Genomic DNA, 22,928 nt, shown 5'->3' on the forward strand with positions numbered 1-22,928 from the left:
CACCTGGGTTTCGGGGCGGCCGGGGGCGGGGGCCTGGCGGGCAGCGAGCCGCCCTCCCCGCCGGCGGCGTGGCCGGGGCGGGAAGGGCGGTTGGGTGTGCACCGCGCGGACTCACCAGGTGGGCGAGCCCCGGTCGGTACGGGGCACGGGCACCGTGCGACGCGGCGTACACGGGCGGGGGCGGCGCCTCGACAGGTCGTGCCGCCCCCACCCGGTTCATGGGACCGGGTCGGTCGGGGGTCAGTCCCCCGGTCGGTCCTCCGGTCGGTCCTCCGGTCGGTCCTCCGGTCGGTCCTTCGATCAGTCCTCCGACGACGCCGCTCCCAGCAGCTCCCTGATGTGCGTCGTCGCCTCGCGGAACTCCGGCCGGGCCAGCGTCTGAACGTAATCGCGCTCCGCCGGCAGCCCCACGTCGATGATCTCCGTGATCGTGCCGGGCCGGGGGCTCATCACCACGACCCTGTTCGCCAGGTAGACCGCCTCCGAGATGGAGTGGGTGACCAGCAGCACGGTTGTGCCGGTCTCCCGCCAGATGCGGTTCAGCTCCATGTTCATCTGCTCGCGCGTCAGCGCGTCCAGCGCGCCGAACGGCTCGTCCATCAGCAGCACCGGCGGCTGGTGCAGCAGCGCCCGGCACAGGGCCACCCGCTGCTGCATCCCGCCGGACAGCTCGTGCGGATACGCGTCCTCGAAGCCTCCGAGGCCGGTCATCTTGATGAGCGCGTCCGCGCGTTCGCGCGCCACGGCGTTCGGCATCCGGCGCATCTCCGCCTGGAGCAGGATGTTGCGCCGGGCGCTGCGCCACTCCAGCAGGGCGGCCCGCTGGAAGACGTAACCGATGTCGGGCCGTGGCCCGTCGACCTGCTCGCCGTGCAGTCGTACGTCACCGGCGGACGCCTTCAGCAGTCCGGCGACCAGCTTGAGCAGTGTCGACTTGCCGCACCCCGAGGGGCCGACGATCGCCACGAACTCGCCCATCGGCACGTCGAGCGACACATCCCGCAGCGCGGTGACATCGCGGTCCTTCGTACGGAACCGGACGGCCACGTCGTTCAGGGAGACGGCGGCCTTGCCATCGGCACCCGTGCCCGCGCCCGTACCCGTACTCGTGCCCGTATTCGTACCTGTAGCCGCACTGCCCTTGTTCAGACCGCTCTTGCTCATGCCAGGCTCCCGCAGAGTCGCTTCCCCGGGCATCGTCATCCCTTCAATGCCGAGCTGTCCCAGTAATCCGCCGGCGCCTTGGGGTTCTTCACCAGACCCGCCTCGGCGAAGATGTCGATCGTCTCCTGCCAGTCGGCCTCGGTGTTGAGCCCGGGGGCCTTGCCCTGGGTCGCGTCGGTGTGCAGCAGCGTCATCGTCGTCGCGAACTGCTCGGTCAGTACGTTCTTCGGCGGCAGTTGCTCGGACGCGCCCTCCATCGCGGCGACCGCCGGCTCCGGCGCCTTCTCGGCGGCGGCCCACGCCTCGCTGACGGCGGCGGCCATGCGCTTGGTGAGTTCGGCGTCCTGCTTGAGGATCTTCTGGCCGGCGATCAGACCGTTGGAGTAGAAGTTGAGCCCGTTCTCCGAGAAGCGCAGATACTCGACATCCTTCTTCGCCTTGTCCGCCATGGTCGGACCCTGGTCGCTCGCGTAACCGAGCAGCGCGTCCGTCTTGCCGGAGATCACCGCGGCGATCTTGCCCGCCGGGTCGGTGTTCTGGATCTTGACGTCGGACAACTCGAGGTTGTTCTTCTCCAGGAAGATCGGGAACGTCTTGGTGAGCGCGTCACCCGCCGTGCCCGCGACCGTCTTGCCCTTGATGTCGGCGGGCGTCTTGATGTTCTGGTCGGCGAAGAACTGCACGGACGACGGAGTCGTCTGGAGCATCACACCGAGGCTCTTGACGTTGACGCCCTGGTCGACGCCGCTGAGCACGGCCGGGGTGTCCGCCCAGCCGAAGTCGGTCTGCCCGGCGGCGGTCGCCTGCACGGTCTTCTGCGACCCCTGGCCCGCCCGGATCTCCAAGTCGATGCCGTGCTTCTCGAAGATCTTCTCCTTGACGCCGTAGTAGAACGGCGCGTGTTCGCCGTACGGGTACCAGTTGAGCGTCAGCGTCACCTTGTCGAGCTTCTTGCCGGAGTCGCTGGTGGTGGTCTTGTCGCCGTCCTCGCCGCAGGCGGTGGCGACCAGAAGAAGCGGCACGAGGCCGATCAGGAGTCTGCGGGAGTGCATGGCTGGCCCTTCTCGGAGGAGAGGTCTCATCGAAGTTCGAAACTCGAATACTCGAAGCTGGAACTGGAACTGGAACTGGACAACTCTGCAATCAGAACGAGGTCGTGACGTTGCTGTCCCGGCGGCTGGCGTGCCAGGGCAGCAGAAGCTTCTCGGCGATCTCGACCAGGACGAACAGGACGACGCCGATCAGTGACATGACGAGCAGGCCCGCGAAGAGCATCGGGGTGTCGAGGTTCCCGTTGGCCTGGAGGATCACGTATCCCAGGCCCTCGTTGGCGCCGACGAACTCACCGACGACCGCGCCGGTGACGGCGAGCGTCACCGCGACCTTGAGGCCCGAGAACAGATGCGGCAGCGAGGCCGGGAAGCGGATCTTGGCGAAGGTCTGCCATGGCTTCGCCCCCATCGTCGCGGAGAGTTGAAGCATCTCGGGGTCGACCGCCTTGAGCCCGGTGACCATGGAGATCACGACCGGGAAGAAGGCGATGAGCACCGCGATGAGGACCTTCGGGGTGATGCCGAAGCCGAGCCAGACGACGAACAGCGGCGCGATGGCGATCTTCGGTACGACCTGGGCGAAGAGCAGGATCGGATAGAGGGTCTTCTCGACGGTGGACGAGTAGACCATCACGACCGCCGCGAGCACCCCGACGGCGACGGCGATGACGAAGCCGAGCAGGGTCTCGTAGGTGGTCACCCATGTGTGTTCCCAGATGTAACTGGTCTTGCCCGTCAGCACGTCCAGGGTCGCCCCCGGCGAGGGGACGAGATACGGCTCGACCAACTCGGCGGCGGCGACGGCCCACCACGCGACGAAGCACGCGAGCAGCAGCGCGACGGGCCGCCAACTCGTCTCCACAGCCTTGCCGAACCGCTCCCCCGCTCCTGGCCTGTTGCGGGTGGCGACTCCCGCGATCTCTTTTGTCGGTCCCGGCATGACGCTCTGGCTCACAGTGAACTCCTCGGGAATCAGGCGCGGTTACGCACCGCTGTCCGATCCTCTGCTGTACCGGCTGCCGTACTGCCGTACCGGAAGAAGCGCTTTCAGAAAGCGCTTTCTGGTAAGGTGATCGCCACGCTAATGACTGCTTGTCCGAACGGTCAATAGGTCGTCCGGAAGTTTCCGGGCCCCGCCAGGGACCTGCCGCCACCGCGACTCGAGGGCCGACGTGAGTGAACGGGAAGCACGGACGACGCATGTGACGCTGGATGTCGTGGCCCGCCGCGCCGGGGTCTCCCTGTCGACCGCGTCCAGAGCCCTCAACGGCACGACGCGTGTCCGAGACGAACTGCGGGACCGGGTGCGGGCGGCGGCGGATTTGCTCGGTTACATCCCCAACGCACACGCCCAGGCGCTCGCCAGTTCGTCGAGCAACACGGTCGGGCTGATCTGTCACGACGTGGGCGACCCGTACTTCGCCGCGATCGCCGACGGGGTGATGCGGGCAGCGGCCGAACAGGACGTCCTGGTCATGCTCGCCAGCACGTTCCGCGAGCCGGCCAGGGAGATCGAGTACGTCTCCATCCTCCGCGCCCAGCGCGCCCGCGCCATCCTGCTGATCGGCTCCGGCTTCCAGGACCGCACCTGGGAACGGGCGTTGGGCGCCGAGCTCGACCCGTACATCCGCGCCGGCGGCCGGGTCGCCGTCGTCAGCCGGCACCGCAGTGTGCGCGCCGACGCCGTCCTGCCCGAGAACCGCGCGGGCGCGGCGGCGCTCGCCCGCGCGCTGCTGGCGCTCGGTCACCGCCGGTTCGCGGTGCTGAGCGGGCCGCCCAACCTCACCACCGTCGCCGACCGGTTGGCCGGTTTCCGCGAGGGGCTGGCGGAGGCGGGGATCGCGCTGGCGCCCGAGTGCGTCGTGGAGGGCGCTTTCACCCGCGACGGCGGTTACGCGGCGGCCCGTGAACTTCTCACCCGTCCCACCCGGCCCACCTGCGTCTTCGGTGTGACCGATGTGATGGCGGTGGGCGCGCTCGCCGCGTTCCGGAAGGCGGGCGTCGACGTGCCCGCCGACATCTCGCTCGCGGGCTTCGACGACATCCCGCTCGTCAGGGAGTTGACTCCCCCGCTCACCACCGTGGCCCTGCCGCTGACCGAGATGGGACAGCACGCGATCTCGCTGGCGCTGCGCGAGCCGCACGGGCAGCGTTCGCGTGTGCTGCGGGTGGGCGGCGAGGTGGTGCTGCGGGCGAGTACCGGACCGCCGCCGCCGATCGACGGTGCGCGGAGAGGAGACAGGACATGAGGGAGGATCCGGCCGGTATGGCTGGTATAGCTGGTATGGCCGGTATGAGGATCGACCGTGTCGAGACGTTCGCCGTCGAACTGCCCACCCACCGCTCCTTCGGCGTCGCGGGCGGCTCCGTGGCCGTCGCCGGAACCCCGTCCGTCCGGATCCTGGTCCGGGTCGGCGCGGACGGGCTGTACGGGTGGGGTGAGGCGACGCCCATTCCCGCCTGGACGTACGAGACCGCCGAGTCCATCGTGACGACCGTCGACCGCTATCTCGCGCCCGCGATCATCGGTACGCCGGTCTGGAATCTGGACGCCGTCGACACCGCCTTCGACCGGGCGGTCAACCGGGGATTCACCATCGGCGCGCCGCTCGCCAAGAGCGCCGTGGATGTGGCGCTGCACGATCTGCTGGGCCGGGCGGCGGGTGTGCCGCTCGGGGTGCTGTGGGGGCAACGGCGCGCGGAGACCGTCGAGTTGGGCTGGATCGTGTCGGGCCAGTCGCCCGCCGAGGTGGGTGACAGCGTCGCCGAGGGCCGGGCCGAGGGTTATCGCGCCTTCAAGGTCAAGATCGGTCTGCATGACGAGGACACCGACGCGGCCGTGGTGGCCGCCGTACGCGAACACGCCCCGGACGCGCCGCTGTGGGTCGACGCCAACCAGGCGTACACCGTGCCCGTCGCCCTGCGGATGGCCCGCAGGCTCGACGCGCTCGGGGTGACCGCCTTCGAACAGCCCCTGTCCGCCAACGACATCGCCGGGCTGCGTCGGCTGCGGGATCTGTCGGCCGTGCCGGTGGCGCTCGACGAGAGCCTGCGGCACCCGAGCGACCTGGCGACGTTCGTCCGGCTCGGGGCGGTCGATGTCGCGATCGCCAAGGTCCAGCGCAGCGGTGGGCTCACGCTCTCGCGGCGGCTGTGCGCGCTCGCCGAGGACTGCGGGGTCGAGCTGATGGGGTCGGGGCTCACCGAGTCGGATCTGGGGCTGGCCGCCTCGCTGCATCTGTTCGCGGCGTACGGCATCACGACGCCGGTCGATCTCAACGGCCGCCAGTTCATCGGCTCGCCGTACGCGGGTGAGACGGTACGGGTGGAGAACGGGACCGCGTGGGTGCCCGAGGGGCCGGGCCTCGGGGTGGAGGTGGACGAGTCGGTGGTACGGGAGTTGGCCGTCGATGTCCTGGAACACCGTGTCTGACGGATCGTCAGATGTCGCCGCCGTCCCCCTCTCTGCGGCGTATCCGCTCGGACAGCTCGACGGCCAGCGACTTGACGGTCTCCAGACCGGCTCTTCCCCAGTGCCGGGGCTGGGTGTCCACGACGCAGACGGTGCCGAGCGCGATACCGGTCCGGTCGATGAGCGGCACGCCCAGATAGGAGCGCAGGCCGGTCTCGTCCACGACGGCGTTGCCCGCGAACCGTGGGAAGTCCCGTACGTCTTCCAGGACGAGCGCCCTGCGCCGTACCACCACATGGGGGCAGTAGCCATGGTCCCGGTCCCTGAAGCGGCCGGACTCTGGCTCGGGGGCCGGGGTGTGCAGCCCGGCGTAGAACTGCCTTTCCTCGTCAGGGAAGTTGACCATCGCGTACGGCGCGCCCGCGAGTTGGGCGAGTCGTAGCGCGAAGGCGTCGAAGGCCGGCTCGGGCCGTTCGCGGAGCCCGAGCCCGAGCCCGAGTACCCGCAGCCGATGTACGCGCTCGGGCGCGTCGGGGTCGGCGGGGGTGAGCAGGAGCCGGCCGATGGGGTCGTACCTCATCACGCCACCCCGTCGACCGGTACGGCGGTGAGCAGGTGCTGGACGAGGGTGACCAGCGTCTTGATCCCCGAGCTGGCGATGCGCGCGTCGCATATCACGACGGGCACGTCCGGCCTGAGATCGATCGCCGCCCGTACCTCCTCCGGGTCGTAACGGAAGCCGCCGTCGAACTCGTTGACCGCGACGATGAATCCGATACCGCGCTGCTCGAAGAAGTCGACGGCGGAGAAGGAGTTCTCGAGCCGCCGGGTGTCGGCCAGGACGATCGCGCCGAGGGCGCCCCGGCAGAGTTCGTCCCACATGAACCAGAAGCGTTCCTGGCCCGGCGTGCCGAAGAGATAGAGGACATGCCGCTCGTCCAGCGTTATGCGGCCGAAGTCCATGGCGACCGTGGTCGAGGTCTTCAGCTCGACACCCGTCAGATCGTCCGTCTCGGCCCCGACCTGCGTCAGCAGCTCCTCGGTGCTCAGCGGCGCGATCTCGCTGACCGATCCCACGAATGTCGTCTTGCCCACCCCGAAACCACCGGCCACCAGGACCTTGAGCGCGGTGGGGAAGGGGGTGGGGGCAAAGTCAGAGCTGTCGTCGTAGGCCATCGAGTACTGCCTCCAGAAGGGAACAGTCGCTGGGATTGTCGAAGTTGTGCGGCGGCCGGACAGTGACGGCTCCGCTCTCCATCAGGTCGGACAGCAGGATCTTCGTGACGACGGCGGGCAATCGCAGATGCCCGGCGATCTCCGCCACCGATGTGGGCCCGTGGCACAGGGCCAGTGCCTCGCTGTGCTCGGGGCCGAAATACATCTGGCTCGCGGCTCCCGTGGCCATGACCAGCGACATCAGATCCAGTTCCGCCGTCGGACGGGTCCGGCCGCCGCTGACCGTGTACGGGCGGATGAGCCGGCCCGCCGCGTCGTCCAGCCACGGACCGTCCGTCGGCACCGTCACGGTCACTGCCCCGTGACGCTCGATGTGGTGCCGGCCGCCTGCCTGACCGGCGTCGCCAGATACGGTCTGACGCTCTTGACCAGCATCGCCATCTCGTAGCCGAGGACGGCGGCGTCCGCCTCGCGTCCGGCCAGGACGGCCAGGCAGGTGCCGGAACCCGCCGTCGAGACGAAGAGCAGGGTGGAGTCCAGTTCCACCACCACCTGGCGCACCTCGCCGCTGTCGCCAAAGCGCGCGCCCGCGCTGCGGCCGAGCGAGTAGAGGCCGGAGGCGAGAGCGGCCATGTGGTCGGCGCTGTCGGGGTCGAGTCCGTGGACGGATCTGACGAGTCCGTCGGAGGACAGGAGTACCGCGCTACGGGTGTACGGCACCCGTTGGACCAGGCCGCTGAGCAGCCAGTCGAGGTCGGAGACGTGGCCTGTCGGCGCATCGCTCGCCATGGTGATCTACTCCTAGTGGGGGTTGTCTCGGTCTTGGCGTCGCGGATCCGGCAGTTCGGTCAGGCGCGCCGGTACGGGCGCGGGCGCCTGCGCTTGCGCTTGCGAGAGGGCGGGATCGGACCCCGGGTCCCTGGTGGGCTGGGCCTCGGCGAGGCTGATACCCCGCTGGAAGGCCGCCATCAGACCGGGATCGTGAAGCACCTGTTCGCCGTCGTCGCCGGGTGGCGCGGGCGCGTCCCGCAACTGCGGGACAAGGTGCTCCTGGCTGCGGCGCTTGGGCAGTTGGGGCCGGTCCATGGTGCCGCGCACGATGCCCGGTACGGAGAGGTCGTCCGACACCGGCACGAACGCGGGCGGCCGGGGCCGCGAGGTCGAGCTGGTACGCGTATCGGCGGGCGGGGTGGGCGGGCTGGGCGTGGCGGGCGTCGCGCGCGGGGCGTGCTCACCGCGTACGGGCAGGGGTCGGCGTCCCGAGGTCCGCCGGTGCGACGGGCGCTGCCCTCGGGGCTGCGGAGACGGCTGCCGGACCTCCGCCGCAGGGCTCGCGGGACTCCCGGGACTCGCAGGGCTGACGGGGCTGGGCTGCCTCGCCTCGTACACCTGCACGGGTACGGCCGGCGGCGTGGGCGCCTGGACCGGTGGTGCCGAAGCTCCCGGGGCCGGGCCGACGGCCTGCCCCGAGCCGTCCCCGTCGCCGTCACCGTCCGCGCCCAACAGCCCCTGCGGCAGGACGAGTACGGCCTGGATACCGCCGTAGATGTTGGCGTGCAGCCGGACGGCGATGCCGTGCCGGCGGGCGAGTGCCGACACCACGAACAGCCCGATCCGTCCGTCCTGGAGGAGATGGGCGACATTGACCTGGTCGGGGTCGGTGAGCAGGGCGTTCATCCGCTTCTGCTCGTCGGCGGGCATGCCGAGCCCGCGGTCCTCGACCTCGATGGCCAGTCCGGCGGTGACCTGCTGGGCGCGGAGCAGGACTTGGGTGTGCGGCGCGGAGAACAGCGTGGCGTTCTCGACGAGTTCGGCCAGCAGGTGGACGACGTCGGCGACGGCGTGGCCGCGCACGGTGCCGTCGATGGGGGGCACGAGTTTGACCCGTGGATACTGCTCCACTTCGGCGATGGCCGAGCGCAGTACCTCGGTCAGTGCGACCGGCCGGCTCCACTGGCGGCGCGAGATGGCACCGCCCAGTACGGCGAGGTTCTCGGCGTGTCTGCGGATGCGGGTGGCGAGGTGGTCGACCTGGAAGAGACCTTTCAGCAGATCCGGATCCTCGACCTGATTCTCCAGCTCGTCCAGGAGCTGGATCTCCCGGTGCACCAACGACTGGAGCCTGCGGGCGAGATTGACGAAGACCTCGACCTTCTGTTCGTTGCCCACGCTGCTCGACAGCCTGGACGCCTGGACGACGGCCGTGACGGCGGCCTCCTGGGACCGGCCCAATTCCTCGGCGAGCAGGTCCAGTTCGTCGCCTGCGGGAGCCGTCACGTCGGGCGGGCGGCGCGGCGGCGGGCCCTCGCCTCGGCGCAACCGCTCCACGACGCCGCGCAGTTCGCCCTGGGCGCGGGTGTTGGACCGGCGCAGCGCGTCGCAGCGGTCGAGTAGGGACCTGGCCACGCGGTCGGCGCCGACAGCGGCGGCCGTGGCCGAGACGACGCCGATCAGCACCGTACCGACCAGGGCGGCCCAGATCTCGGGGGTCGGCGCCATTTTGCCGGAGCGGACGGTGACGAGCACGGCGAGAAGGCCGCTGAGCGTGGCTATGACGGTCGGCACCACGGCGGCGCGCAGGAGTTGGGGCCGCATACGGGATTCGAGCGGCGCCGGGGCGGCGGACCCGGGGGTGGCCGGGCCGTCGGCGGCGGACGCCTTGGCCGAAGACGCTCTGCCCGAGGGCGTACGGGTGCCGGGCCGGCCGTGCCGTCCGCCTTCTCGTCGGTCGGGTCGCGCGGTGGGTGCGCGAAGTTGAGACATCAGTGTCCTCGGTACGTGGGGCAGTCGGACAAGCGAAATCGGACATGCGAAAGAAGCCCAGCGTTGATCGCCGAGCACACACGGTAGTTGGCGAATAGTCAGTCGCGGCGGGCAGTTGACAAACTTGCCCACAGAGCATCCCGCTCTGGTATGAGCTATCGCACAACAGTCCGAAACGGTGTCATCGCACTGAGGGCCGGAGCGGTTGCCCACCGCCCCGGCCCTCGTCCGCCCCGTCCGCCCCGTCCGCCCCGTCCGCTCCCCCGGTTATCCGTCGGCGAGGATCACCGAACGGGTCAGGTGGCGCGGCCGGTCCGGGTCGAGGCCCCGCGCGTCGGCGAGCGCGAGGGCGAGGCGCTGGATCCGTACCAGCTCGGCCAGCGGGTCGAGTTCACCGGCCACCCACAGCCCGCCGGTCGCGCCGACCTGCTCGGCGAGACCGTCCGGCGCGGGCCCGAGCAGCCAGGTCGCGGTGCCTTCGGTGGTGATGCTGATGGGGCCGTGCCGGTACTCCATCGCGGGATACGACTCCGTCCAGGCGAGCGCGGCCTCCCGCATCTTGAGCGCACCCTCGTTGGCCAGTCCGACGGTCCACCCCTGCCCGAGGAAGGTGAACTGCGAGCAGTCGGTGATCCCTTCGGGCAGCGGCTCCGCCACGGCCCGCTCGCCGTCCGCGACCACCGATTCGGTGTGCAGACCGAGGTGGGCGCGGAGCAGGGTGAGGGCCGTGGTGGCGAACCGGGTCTGGACGACGGACTGTTCGTCGGCGAAGTCGAGGACGACCAGATCGTCGGCGGCCGTGCGGATCGGGGTGCCGGGGTCCGCGGTGATCGCGGTCGTCCGCGCGGCCGTACCGCGGGCCACCGCCAGCAGTTGAAGGACCTCGGTGGTGGTACCGGACCGGGTCAGCGCCACGACGCGGTCGTAGCGGCGGCCCGCCGGGAACTCGGAGGCGGCGAAGGCGTCGGTCTCCCCCTGACCGGCGCCCTCCCTGAGCGCCGCGTATGCCTGCGCCATGTAGTACGAGGTGCCGCAGCCGACGACGGCGGTGCGCTCACCGGCCTCGGGCAGTTGGCTCGAACCGCGCAGGCCGTCGGCCAGCTCCGCCGCCCGCCTCCAGCTCGCGGGCTGACTGGCCAGTTCCGTCTGGACAAACGTCACGTCGGCTCTCCACTCTCGATCTCTGCATCAGAATGCTTGTTCCTGCATGCTAGGGCAGAGTTTCAAGCACCTTCAAGCAAATCCTTTCAGGCGTGGAGGTGCTTGAATGATCCGGGGCGTGACGAAGGAGATGCGGTGGACCGGTACGAACGGCACAACACCCTGCTCGAACTGCTCGCCGAGCGGGGCCGGTTGGACGTGGACGACGTCGCCGCCGAGCTGTCCGTGTCGGCGGCTACCGTACGCAGGGACCTCGACCATCTCGCCGAGCAGCAGTTGCTCACCCGCACCCGGGGCGGCGCGGTGGCGCACTCCGTCTCGTACGGGCTGCCGCCGCGTTACAAGTCGGTGGGGCGATCGGCGGAGAAGCAGCGCGTCGGCCGCGCCGCCGCCGCGCTGGTGCACCGGGGCATGGTGATCGGACTCAACGGCGGTACGACGACGGCCGAGGTCGCGCGTGCGATCGCCACGCGGGGCGATCTGGCGGACATGTCGGGCAGGGGCGCCGAGCCGGCCGTCACCCTGGTGACCAACGCGCTCAACATCGCGCATGAACTGGCCGTGCGCCCGCACATCAAGATCGTGACCACGGGCGGGGTGGCCATGCCTCAGTCGTACGAACTCGTGGGACCGCTGGCCAGGCACATCCTGGGCGAGGTGAGTCTGGACATCGCCTTCATCGGTGCCGACGCCGTCGACGCGGAGTCGGGGGCCGGTGCGCGCAGCGAGCACGAGGCGAGCATCAACGCGCTTCTCGCCGAGCGCGCGCGCAGGCTCGTGGTGGTGGCGGACAGTTCGAAGCTGGGCACGCTGGCCTTCGCCCGGATCTGCCCCACGGAAGCGATCAGCACGCTGATCACGGACGTCGGCGCCCCCGAGCAGGCGAGGCTGTTCGAGGAGCGCGGTGTGACGGTGGTCCAGGTCTGAGGCCGGTCCGCGCGCCGCGTCTCGCGCGGCTCCGTTACGGCGCGCGCTGCGCGGAGGGCTCCGCATCGGCGGATCCGGCACCGGTGCCAGGACCGCCGCCGGGCTCGGTCTTGGCCGTGCCGACCGCGCCCGTTACCCGGTCCGCCGTACCCGCGTCCGCGCCGGCACCGGAGGCGGAAGCGGCACTGGAAGCGCCCACCGGGGCCGTAGCCGCGGCAGATGCCTTGCTTCCGGCGGGGACCGCCCCCGGCCAGCCTTCGGCCGGCGGGACGGCGACCGAGCGCCACCACGGGGCGCCCGGGATGGTGTCGGTCAGCGTCGGCTCGTAGGACTCGCCCGGACGAGGCAGCGCGACCCGTACGCCCGCCTCCGCCGCCGCGGTGACGGTGCCCTCGCCGGGCTCGGCCCACGGGTGCGGCGCGAGGTTGAACGTGCCCCAGTGGATCGGCAGCATCACGCCGGACGGGCTGCCCTGCTGGAGATCGAGATGCGCGCGCAGCCCTTCGGCGGGCGTCATGTGGATGTCCGGCCAGTATTCGCTGTAGGCGCCGATCTGGATCATCGTGGCGTCGAAGGGACCGTGCGCGGCACCGATGTCGCGGAAGCCGGAGAAGTAGCCGGTGTCACCGCTGTGGTAGACGCGGTGCTCGGGGCCCGCGACGGCCCAGGACGCCCAGAGGGTGTGCTGCTGGTTGCGCAGACCACGCCCGCAGAAGTGCCGCGCGGGTGTCGCGGTGAAGGAGATGCCCGCCACCTCGGCCGTCTCGTTCCAGTCCAGCTCGCGCAGGCGTGCCGCGGGCACTCCCCAGCGCTCCAGATGGGCTCCGACACCCAGCGGCACGGCGAAGACGGTGTTCGTGGAGGCGAGCCCCTTGATCGTGGGCAGATCGAGGTGGTCGTAGTGGTCGTGCGAGATGACGACGACGTCGACCGGCCCGAGTGCTGCGAGCGATACGGGCACGGGGTGCAGGCGCTTGGGTCCGGCGAAGGAGAAGGGGGAGCAGCGCTCGCCCCAGACCGGGTCGAAGAGCACGCGCCGGCCGTCGATCTCGGCGAGGACGCTGGAGTGGCCCATCCAGGTCAGCCGCAGCCCGGAGGCGGGCGGTACGGCGAGGTCCGCGAGGGTGTCCTGGTGGACCGGGATGGGGGTGGCGGGCGCCCGGCGGGCCCGCGCCTCCTTACGGAAGTAGACCTTCGACAGCTCCAGCATGGAGCCGGACGGTCTGATCCGGGCGGTGCCCTCGGGATTCTGGAACACGCCGTCCGCGAAGTTCGGGGAGCGCTGGATCCGCTCCAGGCGTTCGCCGGCCGAATCGGCCCCGAATGCCTCGGACCGCATCGCGCGCAGCCGGGAGCGGAGTGAGGGTGGGGAGCCGACGCCGTTCACTGCATCTCCTGAGGTTCGATTCATCCCATTATGGGCGATTCATTGGACCGGGGTGCCACGCCGGTGTGCCGTCCGGGGCACGCCGATGCAACGTCCGGACGATCTCGCGGATTCCCCCGCACGGCCACCGAACGGTGAAAACCAGCCACCCGGCCATCGCTCCGCGATCCCTTCAAGCCGTCCGCCCGTCCCCCGACACCGCCCCCGATGCTGACTTTCCGTTCAGTTGCGGACCCTCGCCCGTGGCATGGCCATGAAGCAGGGCCTCGCACCGCACCGACCGGTGCGGAAGATCGGCTGGTGTACAGGCCCGCCGATTGTGTCAACCGGCTGGGGTTAGGGTTCAGTTGTGGCAAGAGTGCGGCTGAGTGTGGAGGAGCGACGCGAGGATTTGCTGCGCGCCGCCGTCGAGCAGATCCAGACACGGGGGGTGGCCGCCGTGCGCATCGCGGACGTCGCCACCGTCCTCGGTGTGAGCAACGCTCTGGTGCTGTATCACTTCTCCACGAAGGAGAAGCTGCTCGCCGCCGCCTTCCGGCACTCCGCCGAGGAAGACCTGGCGCAGTTGCGGGACGTGCTCGGCCGCCGTACCAGCGCGCTGCGCCGGCTGCACGCCGCGATCCGCTGGTACGCGCCGACCGGCGAGGCCAAGGGCTGGCGACTGTGGATCGAGGGATGGGCGGCGGCGCCGCGCGAGCCCGCGCTCCACGAGGTGGCCAGCTCACTGGACCGGCAGTGGAAGGCCGCGCTCGCCGCCGTCATCACCGAGGGCGTCGACGGCGGCGAATTCCGCTGCGCGGACCCGGTGGCGACGGCCTGGCGGCTGACCGCGCTGCTGGACGGTCTCGCGGTACAGATGACGTCGTACGCGGGATCGCTGACCCGCACCACCCTGCTGGAGTGGTCGGACGAGGCGCTGGCGCGTGAACTGGGCGTCGACAAGGCCGCGTTGGACGCCGACAGCCCGTGACCGCGTCCGCCACCGAATGACGGACACCCCACCACCGGCCGGCGCCACCACGGTCGTACTGTGGCGGACATCCGGATTCCGGAACGAAGGTGGAGACTGTGGCGCAGCAGCAGACCGAACGCCCGGACGTCGAGCGCGGTGGGCCCGGGGCCGGGCTGGAGGCCGACCCGAGACTCGACGTACTGGTCGTCGGCGGCAGCGGCGTGGACACCGTGGTCCGTGTCGACTCGCTGCCCGTCCCGCTCGCCGACGCGATCGGTGTCGGGCCGATCCGCGAATGGCCGGGACAGACCGGCGGCAATGTGGCCCTGGGCTGTCAGGCCCTGGGACTCGACGTCAAATTCCTCGACTTCATCGGTGACGACTGGACGGGCGGTCAGGTCCGCGAGCATCTGGCCAAGGGCGGCGTGGACTTCGAAGGGCTGATCTCGCCGGCCGGTACGCGTCGCGCGGTCAATCTCGTGGAGAAGACGGGCCGCAGGATGTCCTTCTACGACGGGCGCGATCCGCAGGACCTGCGGATGCCGCGCGAGTTCTATCTGCCGCACCTTCGGCGGGCCCGCCATGTCCATGTCTCGCTCACGAACTTCACCCGTTTCCTGCTGGACGACATCATCGAACTGGGCGTCCCCGTCTCGACCGACCTGCACGACTGGGACGGGATGAACGCCTACCACCGGGACTTCGCCTACCGCGCGGACCTGGTCTTCCTCAGCGCCGCGGGCGCGAAGGAGCGGATAGCGCCGTTGATGCGGGAGATCCTGCGCGAGGGCAGGGCGCAGGCCGTGGTGGCCACGGCGGGCGCCGGAGGGTCGTATCTCCTGACCCGTGAGGGCAGCCGTACGCCCCGGCCGATCCCGGCGACGGTCCCGCCCGCACCGGTGGTCGACTCCAACGGCGCGGGTGACGCGTATGTCTCCGCCTTCCTCTACGGGCGGCTCGCGGGGCGGGACCTGGACGCCTGCGCGCGCCTCGGTGCGGTGGCGGGCGCCTACGCGTGCACGGTGCGGGGCAGTTCGTCGCTGATCGGCTCCGAAGCGCTTCTGTCCGGCGCGGCATAGGGCGTCCGGTGGCCGGTTCGTCCTCGATCGCCGTACGGGTCGCATGTGCGGCCCGTACGGCGATCGAGGACAAGGGCTTGTGCGCCCCGTCAGGTCTGCCTCAGCGGTTCGTACGCCTGGGCGTCGAGACCGAACGTCCAGGCGACGCCCTCCTTGGCGGTACGCGTACTCGGCGGGACCCGCAGCCAGTAGGTGCGGCTCGTGCCGTCCGGCTCGGGTGTGGAGTTGACGACTTCGACCATCACCACGTCCTCGTCGTCGTCGAGCGCTATCCGCCACAGGATGCCGGTCTCGTCCTTGCTGATCGGCTTGGCGTCGGACTCGGCGAGATAGCGGTCGTAGCCGTAGAACTCCAGCATCACGCGGCGCAGTTCGGCGTTCTCCTCGGCGCGGATACGCGCCGGGTCGAGCGAGGTGAGTTCGGCGAGGAAGTCGGCCGGGACCGGCATACCGCGCCACGCGTAGAGCGCGAAGCCGTCCGGGTAGGCCAGGGCCGGGCCGTCACCGCGGTCGAGCCGTCCCGTCTCGTCGCGGTGCAGCTCGACGGGCCGCTCGCAGACCACCGTCACCCTCTCGTACGGCCACCACCAGCCGGCGTGGGCCGCGACTTCCGCGAGCCCGGTCAGCCGGTCGCCGCGACCGTCGAACGCGGCGAGCCAGGCGGCGTCGTGCTGACCGAGGACCGCGTCCAGCAGCAACTGGCGTGTCTCGGGAAGGTCGGCGTCGTCCGTGGCGAGCGCGTCGGTGATTCCGGTGCGGATCCGCTCGGCGAGCGCGCGGGTGGTGTCCCACAGCCGGGCGCCGGTGACGCCCCACCACTCGGCCCAGCCCGCCGGGCCCAACTCGTCGTGGATACGCCGTCGTTCATCGGCCCACGGCTTGGTGCGCACCTCCTCACGGACCGATCTGCCCTGATCCGTGAGGGACCGGACGGCGGCCAGCCCGGCAAGCGGCGAATCCGCCCAGATGATCCGCTCCGGCTCGGTCAGTCCGGCCGTCCGGTAGGCGAGCCGTATCCCCGCCTCGGCCGCCGGCCGGTCGGCCGCCCCCGTCGCCGCCGCGACGCCCCGCCACTTGTCCACTTGCTGCATGTCTGAAGCCCCGTCCCCTGTCGTCACTGTCCCGTGTACTGCCCACTGCGTACTGCGTACTGCTTGCGACCTCGCCCCGCCCCGTCGTCGGTCGTCGGTCGTCGGTCCTCAGTCGGCCACGACGCGCACCGCGCCCGGCAGGTACTCGCGCTGGCGCACCACGCGGAACCACCCCTTGGGCAGCGGGATCGCCGCGTGCTCCTCGTGCACCACCCGGCCGCCCTCCGGCAGATGGAGCAGCATCGGCCCGAACTCACCGCCGGTCTCCCGGACGAGCCTGCCGGGGCCGGTCACCGCGTGGGCATGGCCCGTGACCTCACCCAGCGCGAGAACGAGGCGGCCCCGCGCGTCCCTCGGCTCGCTCCGCGCCTCGCCGATGCCGGACGGCACGCTCTCCTCCGCGACGGGCACGATGAGCACGTCTCCCTGCCGGTACATGGCTCTCCCCTCGACGGGCGGCACCGAGTGCGCCGACCTGTGAACGACGCTAGACGGTGGGTCTGACATCGGGCTCCGCCCCCGAACCGGGCCTGTCAGTGGGGCCTGTTACAACTTCTCTCAGCAACAAGCCGATCAACGCCGACGCCCGGTGTCTGGAGCACTCGCCATGACCGTTTCGAGCAACATGCAGGAGCTGGACGGCCTGCCCGCGTTCGACTTCCCCGACGCCGAGGCCGAGGCGAAGTCGAAGACGAAGCTCCCCGACGCGGGGTCGGTGGCCTGGCGGATCGCTGTCGACTCGTACGACAGCGAGGAGGAGTGGCAGTCCGCGTTCGCCCGCTTCCGCGAGGCCGTCGACACCACCGAGGTCCGCGCCCTGATCGTCGGCGCCTGGTCCGAGGCCTATGACACGGGCCCGGACGACGAGATAGCGGCGATCGTCGCCGCGAGCGGTCAACTCCCCGCCCTCAGGGCCTTGTTCTTCGGTGACATCACCTACGAGGAGTGCGAGATCTCGTGGATCAACCAGTCGTCGATGACACCGCTGCTCGACGCCCTGCCCCAGTTGCGTTCGTTCGGGGTGCGCGGCGGCCAGTCCCTGGACATGACCGGAATCAAGCACGGCCGACTGCGCTCGCTGACCGTCGAGACGGGCGGTCTGGACGCCGACGTGGTGCGTAACATCGGCGCGGCCGAACTGCCCGCGCTGGAGCATCTGGACATCTGGCTGGGCACGTCCTGGTACGGGGCGAACACGATCGTGGCGGATCTGGAGCCGTTCCTCACCGGGGCGCGTCTGCCCGCCCTGACATCGCTGGCCCTGCGCAACAGCGAGATCCAGGACGACATCGCGGCGGCGCTGGCCGGAGCGCCGGTAGTCGCGCGGCTGGAAACCCTCGACCTGTCGATGGGCACCCTGGGGGACGACGGCGCCGAGGCGCTGCTCGGCGGCCAGCCGCTCACGCACCTCAAGAAGCTCGACCTGCACCACCACTATCTGAGCGAGCCGATGCAAAAGCGGATCCGGGCCACGCTGGAGCCCGCCGGTGTGGTCGTGGACCTCTCCGAGGGTGAGTCCGCCGACAACGAGTCGCGTTACACGGCGGTGGCGGAATGAGCGGCGCGGTCGAGATCAACCCCTTCGAGCAGCTCTACGGACTGCCGTTCTTCACCCTCCCCCTGGACGAGGTCCCGGCACAGGGGTCGCTGCCCGAGCCCGACGCCGTCGCCTGGCGGCTCGACTGCGGGTATGACGAGCAGTGGACCTTCGAGAGGGTGTGGCAGCGGTTCACGGACGTCGTGGACACCGAGCGCGTGCGCGCGCTGGTCATCGGTCCGTGGTGGACCGGTGACTACTCGGGGCTGGCGCCCGCCATGGAGCTGATCATCGCCGACGCGGCACGGTTCCCCGCCCTGCGCGCGCTGTTCCTGGCGGACGTGGACGGCGAGCGGTGCGAGATCTCCTGGCTGAGGATGACCGACGTCACCCCGGCGATCGAGGCGTTCCCACTGCTTCAGGAGTTCGGTGCGCAGGGCTGCGGCGACACGTACGAGGACGGTGATCTGCGACTGCGGCCGGTGAAGCACGAGCATCTGCGCGTGCTGCGTCTCGAATCGGGTGGGCTGCCGGGCTCTGTCGTCCGCGCCGTCGGCGCGAGCGAGCTGCCCGCGCTGGAGCGTCTGGAGCTGTGGCTGGGCGTCGAGGAATACGGAGGCAGCGCCACCGTCGCCGATCTGGCGCCCCTCCTCGACGGCGGCCGATTCCCGCGGCTGCGCCATCTGGGGCTCCAGAACAGCGAGATCCAGGACGAGATCGTCCGCGCCGTGGCCTCGGCGCCGGTCGTGGCCGGGCTCGAATCACTGGCGCTGTCCATGGGCACGCTCGGCGACGAGGGTGCCGAAGCACTCCTCGCCGGACAGCCGCTCACCCACCTCGAAGAGCTGGACCTGGACCACCATTTCATGTCACCGGCCTGGACCGGGCGGATCCAGGAGGCTCTGGAGCCGCACGGTGTGCGGGTGAAGCTGGAGCCGGCAGGCGACATCGACGAAGACGACGAGTGGCGTTATGTCGCCGTCTCCGAGTAGCGGCGAGCCGCGCCTCGCGATCGTCGGCAATCCCGCCAACCGCCGGGTCCGGTTGTTCCAGGACGCGGTCAGGGCGGCGGGGCTGCCGGCGGCCCGTGAGGTGGCCTGGCTCGATGTGCTGGGCGGGCGCGCCGAGTTCCGGCGGGGTGAGGTCGTGCGGATCGAGTCGCCGGGCGAGGACACGGCGGTGGAGCGGCTGCTGCGTGGCACGGACGATGCCACCCGGGTCGAGGGCACGGCCCTGTGGTACGAGCGGTTCACCGCCGCCGTACGGGAGTTGGGCCGCGCCGCCCGTCGGGCCGGGGCCGATCTCCTTGACGATCCGGACGAGTTGGCGGTGCTGTTCGACAAGCGGCTGTGCCACGAGGTGCTGGACCTGGCCTCCGTGCCCGTACCGCCGTCGCCGACCTCGGGGCCCGGCGCCCCGGCCGTGCGTGGCTGGGACGACGTACGCGCGCTGATGGGCGGTCCCGGTATGCGCCGGGCGTTCGTCAAGCTCGCCCACGGCTCGTCGGCGTCGGGAGTACTGGCCGTCGAGACCGCGGGGCCGGGGCGGGTGCGGGCGACGACCTCGGTCGAACGCGACGCCTCCGGGCGGCTTTTCAACTCACTGCGGGTACGGCGGCTGACCACCGAGCACGAGGTGGCGGCGATCGTGGACACGCTGGCCCCGGACGGGCTGCATGTCGAGCGGTGGCTGCCGAAGGCGTCCCAGCACGGCAGGGCGGCCGATCTGCGGGTGGTGGTCGTCGCGGGCCGGGCGACGCACGCCGTCGTACGGACCAGCTCGTCGCCCATGACCAATCTGCATCTCGGCGGGGCGCGCGGCGATCTGAACGCGGCGCGGGCCGCGACCGAAGCGGCGGGCGGCGGCCGGAGTTGGGCCGCCGCGCTGGAGATCTGCGAGCGGGCCGCCGCGTGCTTCCCCGGCACGCACTGCGTGGGGGTGGACCTGCTGCCCGCGACCGGCTGGCGCCGCTTCGCCGTGGGCGAGGTCAACGCCTTCGGCGATCTGCTGCCCGGTCTCACGGGACTGCCCGGAAGCGGTGCGGAGGCCCTGGACACGTACGGGGCGCAGCTCGCTGCCCTGCGGGCGGGCGGCGGACGGCCGGCCGCGCGGATCGACGGCACGGGGCAGGAGCACACGGCCCATGTCTGAGATCCGAAATGCGGCGGAGCTGCCCGACATGGGCCGTGTCGTCGGGCACGACGACCTGCTGCTGATCACCCTCGACACACTGCGTTTCGACGTGGCGGCCGAGCTGGCCGAAGCGGGCCGACTGCCGAATCTCGCACGTCATCTGCCGGACGGGCGCTGGGAGAAGCGGCACGCTCCCGGCAGCTTCACCTACGCGTCGCACCAGGCGATGTTCGCCGGGTTCCTGCCGACGCCCGCCGCGCCGGGGCCGCATCCACGGCTGTTCGCCGCGCGGTTCGACGGCAGCGAGTCCACGGCCGACAGGACGTTCGTCTTCGACGCGCCCGATCTTGTGTCCGCTCTCGCGGACGCCGGGTACCGCACGGTGTGTGTCGGGGGTGTCGGCTTCTTCAACAAGCGCGGCGCGCTCGGTTCCGTACTGCCGGGCATGTTCCAGGAGAGCCACTGGGCACCGGAGTTCGGCGTCGCGTCGCCGACGTCGTTCGAGTCGCAGGTGGCGTGCGCGGAGCGGGTCGTGGCCGAACTGCCCGCCGGTCAGCGGCTGTTCCTCTTCGTCAATGTGCCGTCGCTGCACCAGCCGAACTGGTTCCATCTGCCCGGCGCCACCCGCGCGGCGGGGGACTCGCGGGAGACGCACGCCGCCGCGCTCGAGTACGTCGACCGGCACATCGGCCGGCTTTTCGCCGCGGCGAGCAGCCGGCGCCGCTGCTTCACGATCGTCTGTTCCGACCACGGCACGGCCTACGGCGACGACGGCTGGACGGGCCATCGCCTCGGCCACGAGTCCGTCTGGACCGTGCCGTACGCCCATTTCTTCCTGGAGCAAGGGGCACTTCGATGACCAACACGCCGCGCCCGTACGAGAGTTACGTCTACGCCTACCCGCACAAGACGGCATACCGTCCGCTCGCCGACCGCCCCGCCCTGAGCACTCTGTGGGCCGGTGAACGCAAGGACGCGCTCTCGCTCTATCTGCACATACCGTTCTGCGAGGTGCGCTGCGGCTTCTGCAATCTCTTCACCCGGATCGGCGCGCCCGACGAGCTGACGACCCGTTATCTGGACGCGCTGGACCGGCAGGCGACCGCCGTGGCCGACGCGCTCCACGGAAACGGAAACGGGGGCGGGGACGGGAACGGGAACGGCGACGACGCGGTGCGCTTCGCGGCGGCGGCCTTCGGCGGCGGCACCCCCACCTTCCTCACCGCCGGCGAGCTGGAGCGGCTGTGCGACATCGCCGAGAAGCGGATGGGCGCTGATCTGCGGGCCGTCCCCCTCTCCGTCGAGACGTCGCCGTCGACCGCCACGGCCGACCGGCTGTCGGTGCTCGCCGACCGGGGGGCCACGCGCCTGAGCATCGGTGTGCAGAGCTTCGTGGAGGAGGAGGCGAAGGCGGCCGTGCGCCCGCAGCGCCGCTCCGACGTCGAGGCGGCCCTCGGCCGGATCCGGGACGCGCGGATCCCGGTCCTCAACATCGACCTCATCTACGGCATCGACGGCCAGACGCCCCGTTCCTGGCGGCTCTCGCTCGACGCGGCGCTCGCCTGGCGGCCCGAGGAGCTGTATCTCTACCCGCTGTACGCCCGGCCGCTGACCCCGCTCGGCCGGCGCGCGCATCCCAGTGAGGCCGACTGGGACGCCCAGCGGCTCCAGTTGTACCGGCAAGGCCGGGACCATCTCCTCGCGCAGGGCTACGAGCAGGTGTCGATGCGGATGTTCCGTCTCCCCGGCGCGCCGCGCGAGGGCGCGGACGACTACGCGTGCCAGACGGACGGCATGATCGGCCTCGGCTGCGGCGCGCGGTCGTACACCTCGGATCTGCACTACTCCTTCGACTACGCGGTCGGGATGCGCGAGATCCGCTCGATCATCGACGCCTACACGCTCACCGAGGACTTCTCCCGCGCGGAGGTGGGCCGCGCGGTCGACAGCGACGAGGCGCGCCGGCGCCATCTGCTCCAGTCGCTGCTCCAGGCTGTCGGCATGGCGGTGGACGGCTACCGCGAGCGGTTCGGCAGTGGCCCCGACGACGACTTCCCCGCCGAGCTGGACCGCTTCGCCGCCCTCGGCTGGCTCGACGCGGACGCCGCGCCCGGCCTGCTGCGGCTCTCGCCCGAAGGGCTCGCCCACTCGGACGCGCTGGGCCCGGCGCTGTTCTCCCCCGCCGTCCGGGCGGCGATGGCGTCGTACGAAGCGAAGTGAGGCGGACATGGACCTGACGATCCTCTACCGGGGCCCACTGGCCTCCTGCGACTACGACTGCCCCTACTGCCCGTTCGCCAAGCGCCGCGACAGCCCGGACCAACTGCGCGCGGACCGCGCCGCGTTGACGCGCTTCACGGACTGGGCCGCCGAGCGGACGGACGACCGGCTGTCGGTCCTGTTCACCCCGTGGGGCGAAGGTCTGACCCGCTCCTGGTACCGGCGGGCGCTCACCGACCTCTCCCATCTCCCGCATGTCGCACGGGTCGCCATCCAGACGAACCTGAGCTGCCGCACGGACTGGCTGAAAGCCGCCGACCCGGCCAAGCTGGCCCTGTGGTGCACCTACCACCCGGGCCAGACGCCGTACGACCGTTTCCTCGCCAAGTGCCACGAGCTGGGCGCCGCGGGCATCCGCTTCAGCGTCGGCATCGTCGGTCTCCCCGACCATCTGGACCAGGCCCGCCGGCTCCGTGCCGACCTCCCGGAACATGTCTATCTGTGGGTCAACGCGGCGGAGGGCCGCACCTATTCGGACCCGGAGGCCGCCGACTGGACGTCGGTCGACCCCCTGTTCCCGTACAGCCGCCACCCCCACCGCTCGGCCGGCCTGCCGTGCCGGACGGGCGAGTCGGTGATCTCGGTGGACGGCGAAGGCACGGTCCGCCGCTGCCACTTCGTCCCCGCCGAGCTGGGCAACCTCTACGACGGCTCGTACCGCACGGCGCTCGGACCCCGTTCGTGCCCGCTCGCGGTCTGCGACTGCCACATCGGCTATGTCCACCTGGAGACGCTGCCGCTGTACGACGTGTTCGCGGGTGGCGTCCTGGAACGGATACCGGCCGCGTTGCGCCAGTGACCCGGTGACCCGGTG

The 22,928-nt window shown here is 70.9% G+C and carries 23 protein-coding genes; 11 read left to right on the forward strand and 12 right to left on the reverse strand.

Translation table 11 applies throughout. The features are described 5' to 3' along the window. Positions 1-300: 300 nt before the first annotated feature. The 3 genes from OG329_RS04755 to OG329_RS04765 form a co-directional block, all read right to left on the reverse strand. A complete protein-coding gene (locus OG329_RS04755; protein ID WP_405793057.1) occupies positions 301-1,164 on the reverse strand; it encodes an ABC transporter ATP-binding protein in 864 nt (287 codons plus the stop codon). Positions 1,165-1,199: 35 nt separating this feature from the next. Then, a complete protein-coding gene (locus OG329_RS04760) occupies positions 1,200-2,216 on the reverse strand; it encodes an ABC transporter substrate-binding protein (protein ID WP_405793058.1) in 1,017 nt (338 codons plus the stop codon). Positions 2,217-2,307: 91 nt separating this feature from the next. Next, positions 2,308-3,156, reverse strand: a complete 849-nt coding sequence (locus OG329_RS04765; protein WP_405801645.1) for an ABC transporter permease — start codon at positions 3,154-3,156, stop codon at positions 2,308-2,310. A gap of 262 nt (positions 3,157-3,418) precedes the next feature. Here OG329_RS04765 and OG329_RS04770 point away from each other — a divergent pair, with 262 nt between their 5' ends. Both OG329_RS04770 and OG329_RS04775 read left to right on the forward strand, forming a co-directional pair. Continuing rightward, a complete protein-coding gene (locus tag OG329_RS04770) occupies positions 3,419-4,465 on the forward strand; it encodes a LacI family DNA-binding transcriptional regulator (RefSeq protein ID WP_405801646.1) in 1,047 nt (348 codons plus the stop codon). After that, positions 4,462-5,649 (forward strand): mandelate racemase/muconate lactonizing enzyme family protein, encoded by a 1,188-nt coding sequence (locus tag OG329_RS04775; protein ID WP_405793059.1) that lies wholly within the window; start codon positions 4,462-4,464, stop codon positions 5,647-5,649. The genes OG329_RS04770 and OG329_RS04775 overlap by 4 nt, the downstream gene beginning before the upstream one ends. 7 nt (positions 5,650-5,656) lie before the next feature. On the opposite strand, the gene OG329_RS04780 is transcribed toward OG329_RS04775, so the two are convergent. The 6 genes from OG329_RS04780 to OG329_RS04805 all read right to left on the reverse strand — a co-directional run bounded on the left by OG329_RS04780 (position 5,657) and on the right by OG329_RS04805 (position 10,728). Further along, positions 5,657-6,208, reverse strand: coding sequence for a GAF domain-containing protein (locus tag OG329_RS04780; protein ID WP_405793060.1), 552 nt, complete (start codon positions 6,206-6,208; stop codon positions 5,657-5,659). Then, positions 6,208-6,804: a GTP-binding protein gene (locus OG329_RS04785; protein ID WP_405793061.1), complete on the reverse strand. Its 597-nt coding sequence runs from the start codon at positions 6,802-6,804 to the stop codon at positions 6,208-6,210. The genes OG329_RS04780 and OG329_RS04785 overlap by 1 nt, the downstream gene beginning before the upstream one ends. Next, a complete protein-coding gene (locus tag OG329_RS04790; RefSeq protein ID WP_405793062.1) occupies positions 6,782-7,153 on the reverse strand; it encodes a DUF742 domain-containing protein in 372 nt (123 codons plus the stop codon). The genes OG329_RS04785 and OG329_RS04790 overlap by 23 nt, the downstream gene beginning before the upstream one ends. 2 nt (positions 7,154-7,155) lie before the next feature. Next, a complete protein-coding gene (locus tag OG329_RS04795; RefSeq protein ID WP_405793063.1) occupies positions 7,156-7,593 on the reverse strand; it encodes a roadblock/LC7 domain-containing protein in 438 nt (145 codons plus the stop codon). Positions 7,594-7,605: 12 nt separating this feature from the next. Next, complete coding sequence (locus OG329_RS04800) at positions 7,606-9,567, reverse strand: ATP-binding protein (protein ID WP_405793064.1); 1,962 nt, start codon at positions 9,565-9,567, stop codon at positions 7,606-7,608. 267 nt (positions 9,568-9,834) lie between these two features. Beyond that, the gene (locus OG329_RS04805; protein WP_405793065.1) at positions 9,835-10,728 is read right to left on the reverse strand and encodes an SIS domain-containing protein; all 894 of its coding nucleotides are present in this window, start codon (positions 10,726-10,728) and stop codon (positions 9,835-9,837) included. Positions 10,729-10,863: 135 nt separating this feature from the next. Between OG329_RS04805 and OG329_RS04810 the strand changes: the two genes are divergently transcribed. Continuing rightward, on the forward strand, positions 10,864-11,655 hold the full coding sequence (locus OG329_RS04810; RefSeq protein ID WP_405793066.1) for a DeoR/GlpR family DNA-binding transcription regulator: 792 nt from the start codon (positions 10,864-10,866) through the stop codon (positions 11,653-11,655). 34 nt (positions 11,656-11,689) lie between these two features. On the opposite strand, the gene OG329_RS04815 is transcribed toward OG329_RS04810, so the two are convergent. Next, positions 11,690-13,066 carry an MBL fold metallo-hydrolase gene (locus OG329_RS04815; RefSeq protein WP_405793067.1) on the reverse strand — a complete coding sequence of 459 codons (1,377 nt, stop codon included), beginning with the start codon at positions 13,064-13,066 and terminating at the stop codon, positions 11,690-11,692. A 325-nt stretch (positions 13,067-13,391) separates the two neighbouring features. Between OG329_RS04815 and OG329_RS04820 the strand changes: the two genes are divergently transcribed. Further along, positions 13,392-14,012 (forward strand): TetR/AcrR family transcriptional regulator, encoded by a 621-nt coding sequence (locus tag OG329_RS04820; RefSeq protein WP_405793068.1) that lies wholly within the window; start codon positions 13,392-13,394, stop codon positions 14,010-14,012. A gap of 182 nt (positions 14,013-14,194) precedes the next feature. After that, positions 14,195-15,073: a carbohydrate kinase family protein gene (locus OG329_RS04825; protein ID WP_405801647.1), complete on the forward strand. Its 879-nt coding sequence runs from the start codon at positions 14,195-14,197 to the stop codon at positions 15,071-15,073. Positions 15,074-15,162: 89 nt separating this feature from the next. Here the strand turns inward: OG329_RS04825 and OG329_RS04830 are convergent, their stop codons facing one another. Together OG329_RS04830 and OG329_RS04835 are read right to left on the reverse strand one after the other, a co-directional pair. Then, entirely contained in the window at positions 15,163-16,164 is a 1,002-nt protein-coding gene (locus OG329_RS04830; RefSeq protein WP_405793069.1) for a DUF6745 domain-containing protein, read from the reverse strand. 108 nt (positions 16,165-16,272) lie between these two features. Next, the gene (locus OG329_RS04835; RefSeq protein ID WP_405793070.1) at positions 16,273-16,602 is read right to left on the reverse strand and encodes a hypothetical protein; all 330 of its coding nucleotides are present in this window, start codon (positions 16,600-16,602) and stop codon (positions 16,273-16,275) included. 169 nt (positions 16,603-16,771) lie between these two features. On the opposite strand from OG329_RS04835, the gene OG329_RS04840 reads away from it, so the two are divergent. From OG329_RS04840 to OG329_RS04865, 6 genes are read left to right on the forward strand one after another with little or no spacing between them, the layout of a single operon-like run. After that, positions 16,772-17,722 (forward strand): STM4015 family protein, encoded by a 951-nt coding sequence (locus OG329_RS04840; protein WP_405793071.1) that lies wholly within the window; start codon positions 16,772-16,774, stop codon positions 17,720-17,722. Beyond that, positions 17,719-18,693 (forward strand): STM4015 family protein, encoded by a 975-nt coding sequence (locus OG329_RS04845; RefSeq protein ID WP_405793072.1) that lies wholly within the window; start codon positions 17,719-17,721, stop codon positions 18,691-18,693. Before OG329_RS04840 ends, OG329_RS04845 begins: the two co-directional genes overlap by 4 nt. Next, complete coding sequence (locus OG329_RS04850; RefSeq protein ID WP_405793073.1) at positions 18,674-19,852, forward strand: STM4014 family protein; 1,179 nt, start codon at positions 18,674-18,676, stop codon at positions 19,850-19,852. The genes OG329_RS04845 and OG329_RS04850 overlap by 20 nt, the downstream gene beginning before the upstream one ends. A 28-nt stretch (positions 19,853-19,880) precedes the next feature. Beyond that, positions 19,881-20,693, forward strand: coding sequence for an STM4013/SEN3800 family hydrolase (locus OG329_RS04855; RefSeq protein WP_405801649.1), 813 nt, complete (start codon positions 19,881-19,883; stop codon positions 20,691-20,693). After that, complete coding sequence (locus OG329_RS04860; protein ID WP_405793074.1) at positions 20,690-22,054, forward strand: STM4012 family radical SAM protein; 1,365 nt, start codon at positions 20,690-20,692, stop codon at positions 22,052-22,054. The genes OG329_RS04855 and OG329_RS04860 overlap by 4 nt, the downstream gene beginning before the upstream one ends. Positions 22,055-22,061: 7 nt before the next feature. Beyond that, positions 22,062-22,913, forward strand: a complete 852-nt coding sequence (locus OG329_RS04865) for an STM4011 family radical SAM protein (RefSeq protein ID WP_405793075.1) — start codon at positions 22,062-22,064, stop codon at positions 22,911-22,913. The last annotated feature ends 15 nt before the right edge of the window (positions 22,914-22,928 follow it).

The organism is Streptomyces sp. NBC_01506 (genome assembly GCF_045040295.1).
GTDB lineage: Bacteria > Actinomycetota > Actinomycetes > Streptomycetales > Streptomycetaceae > Streptomyces.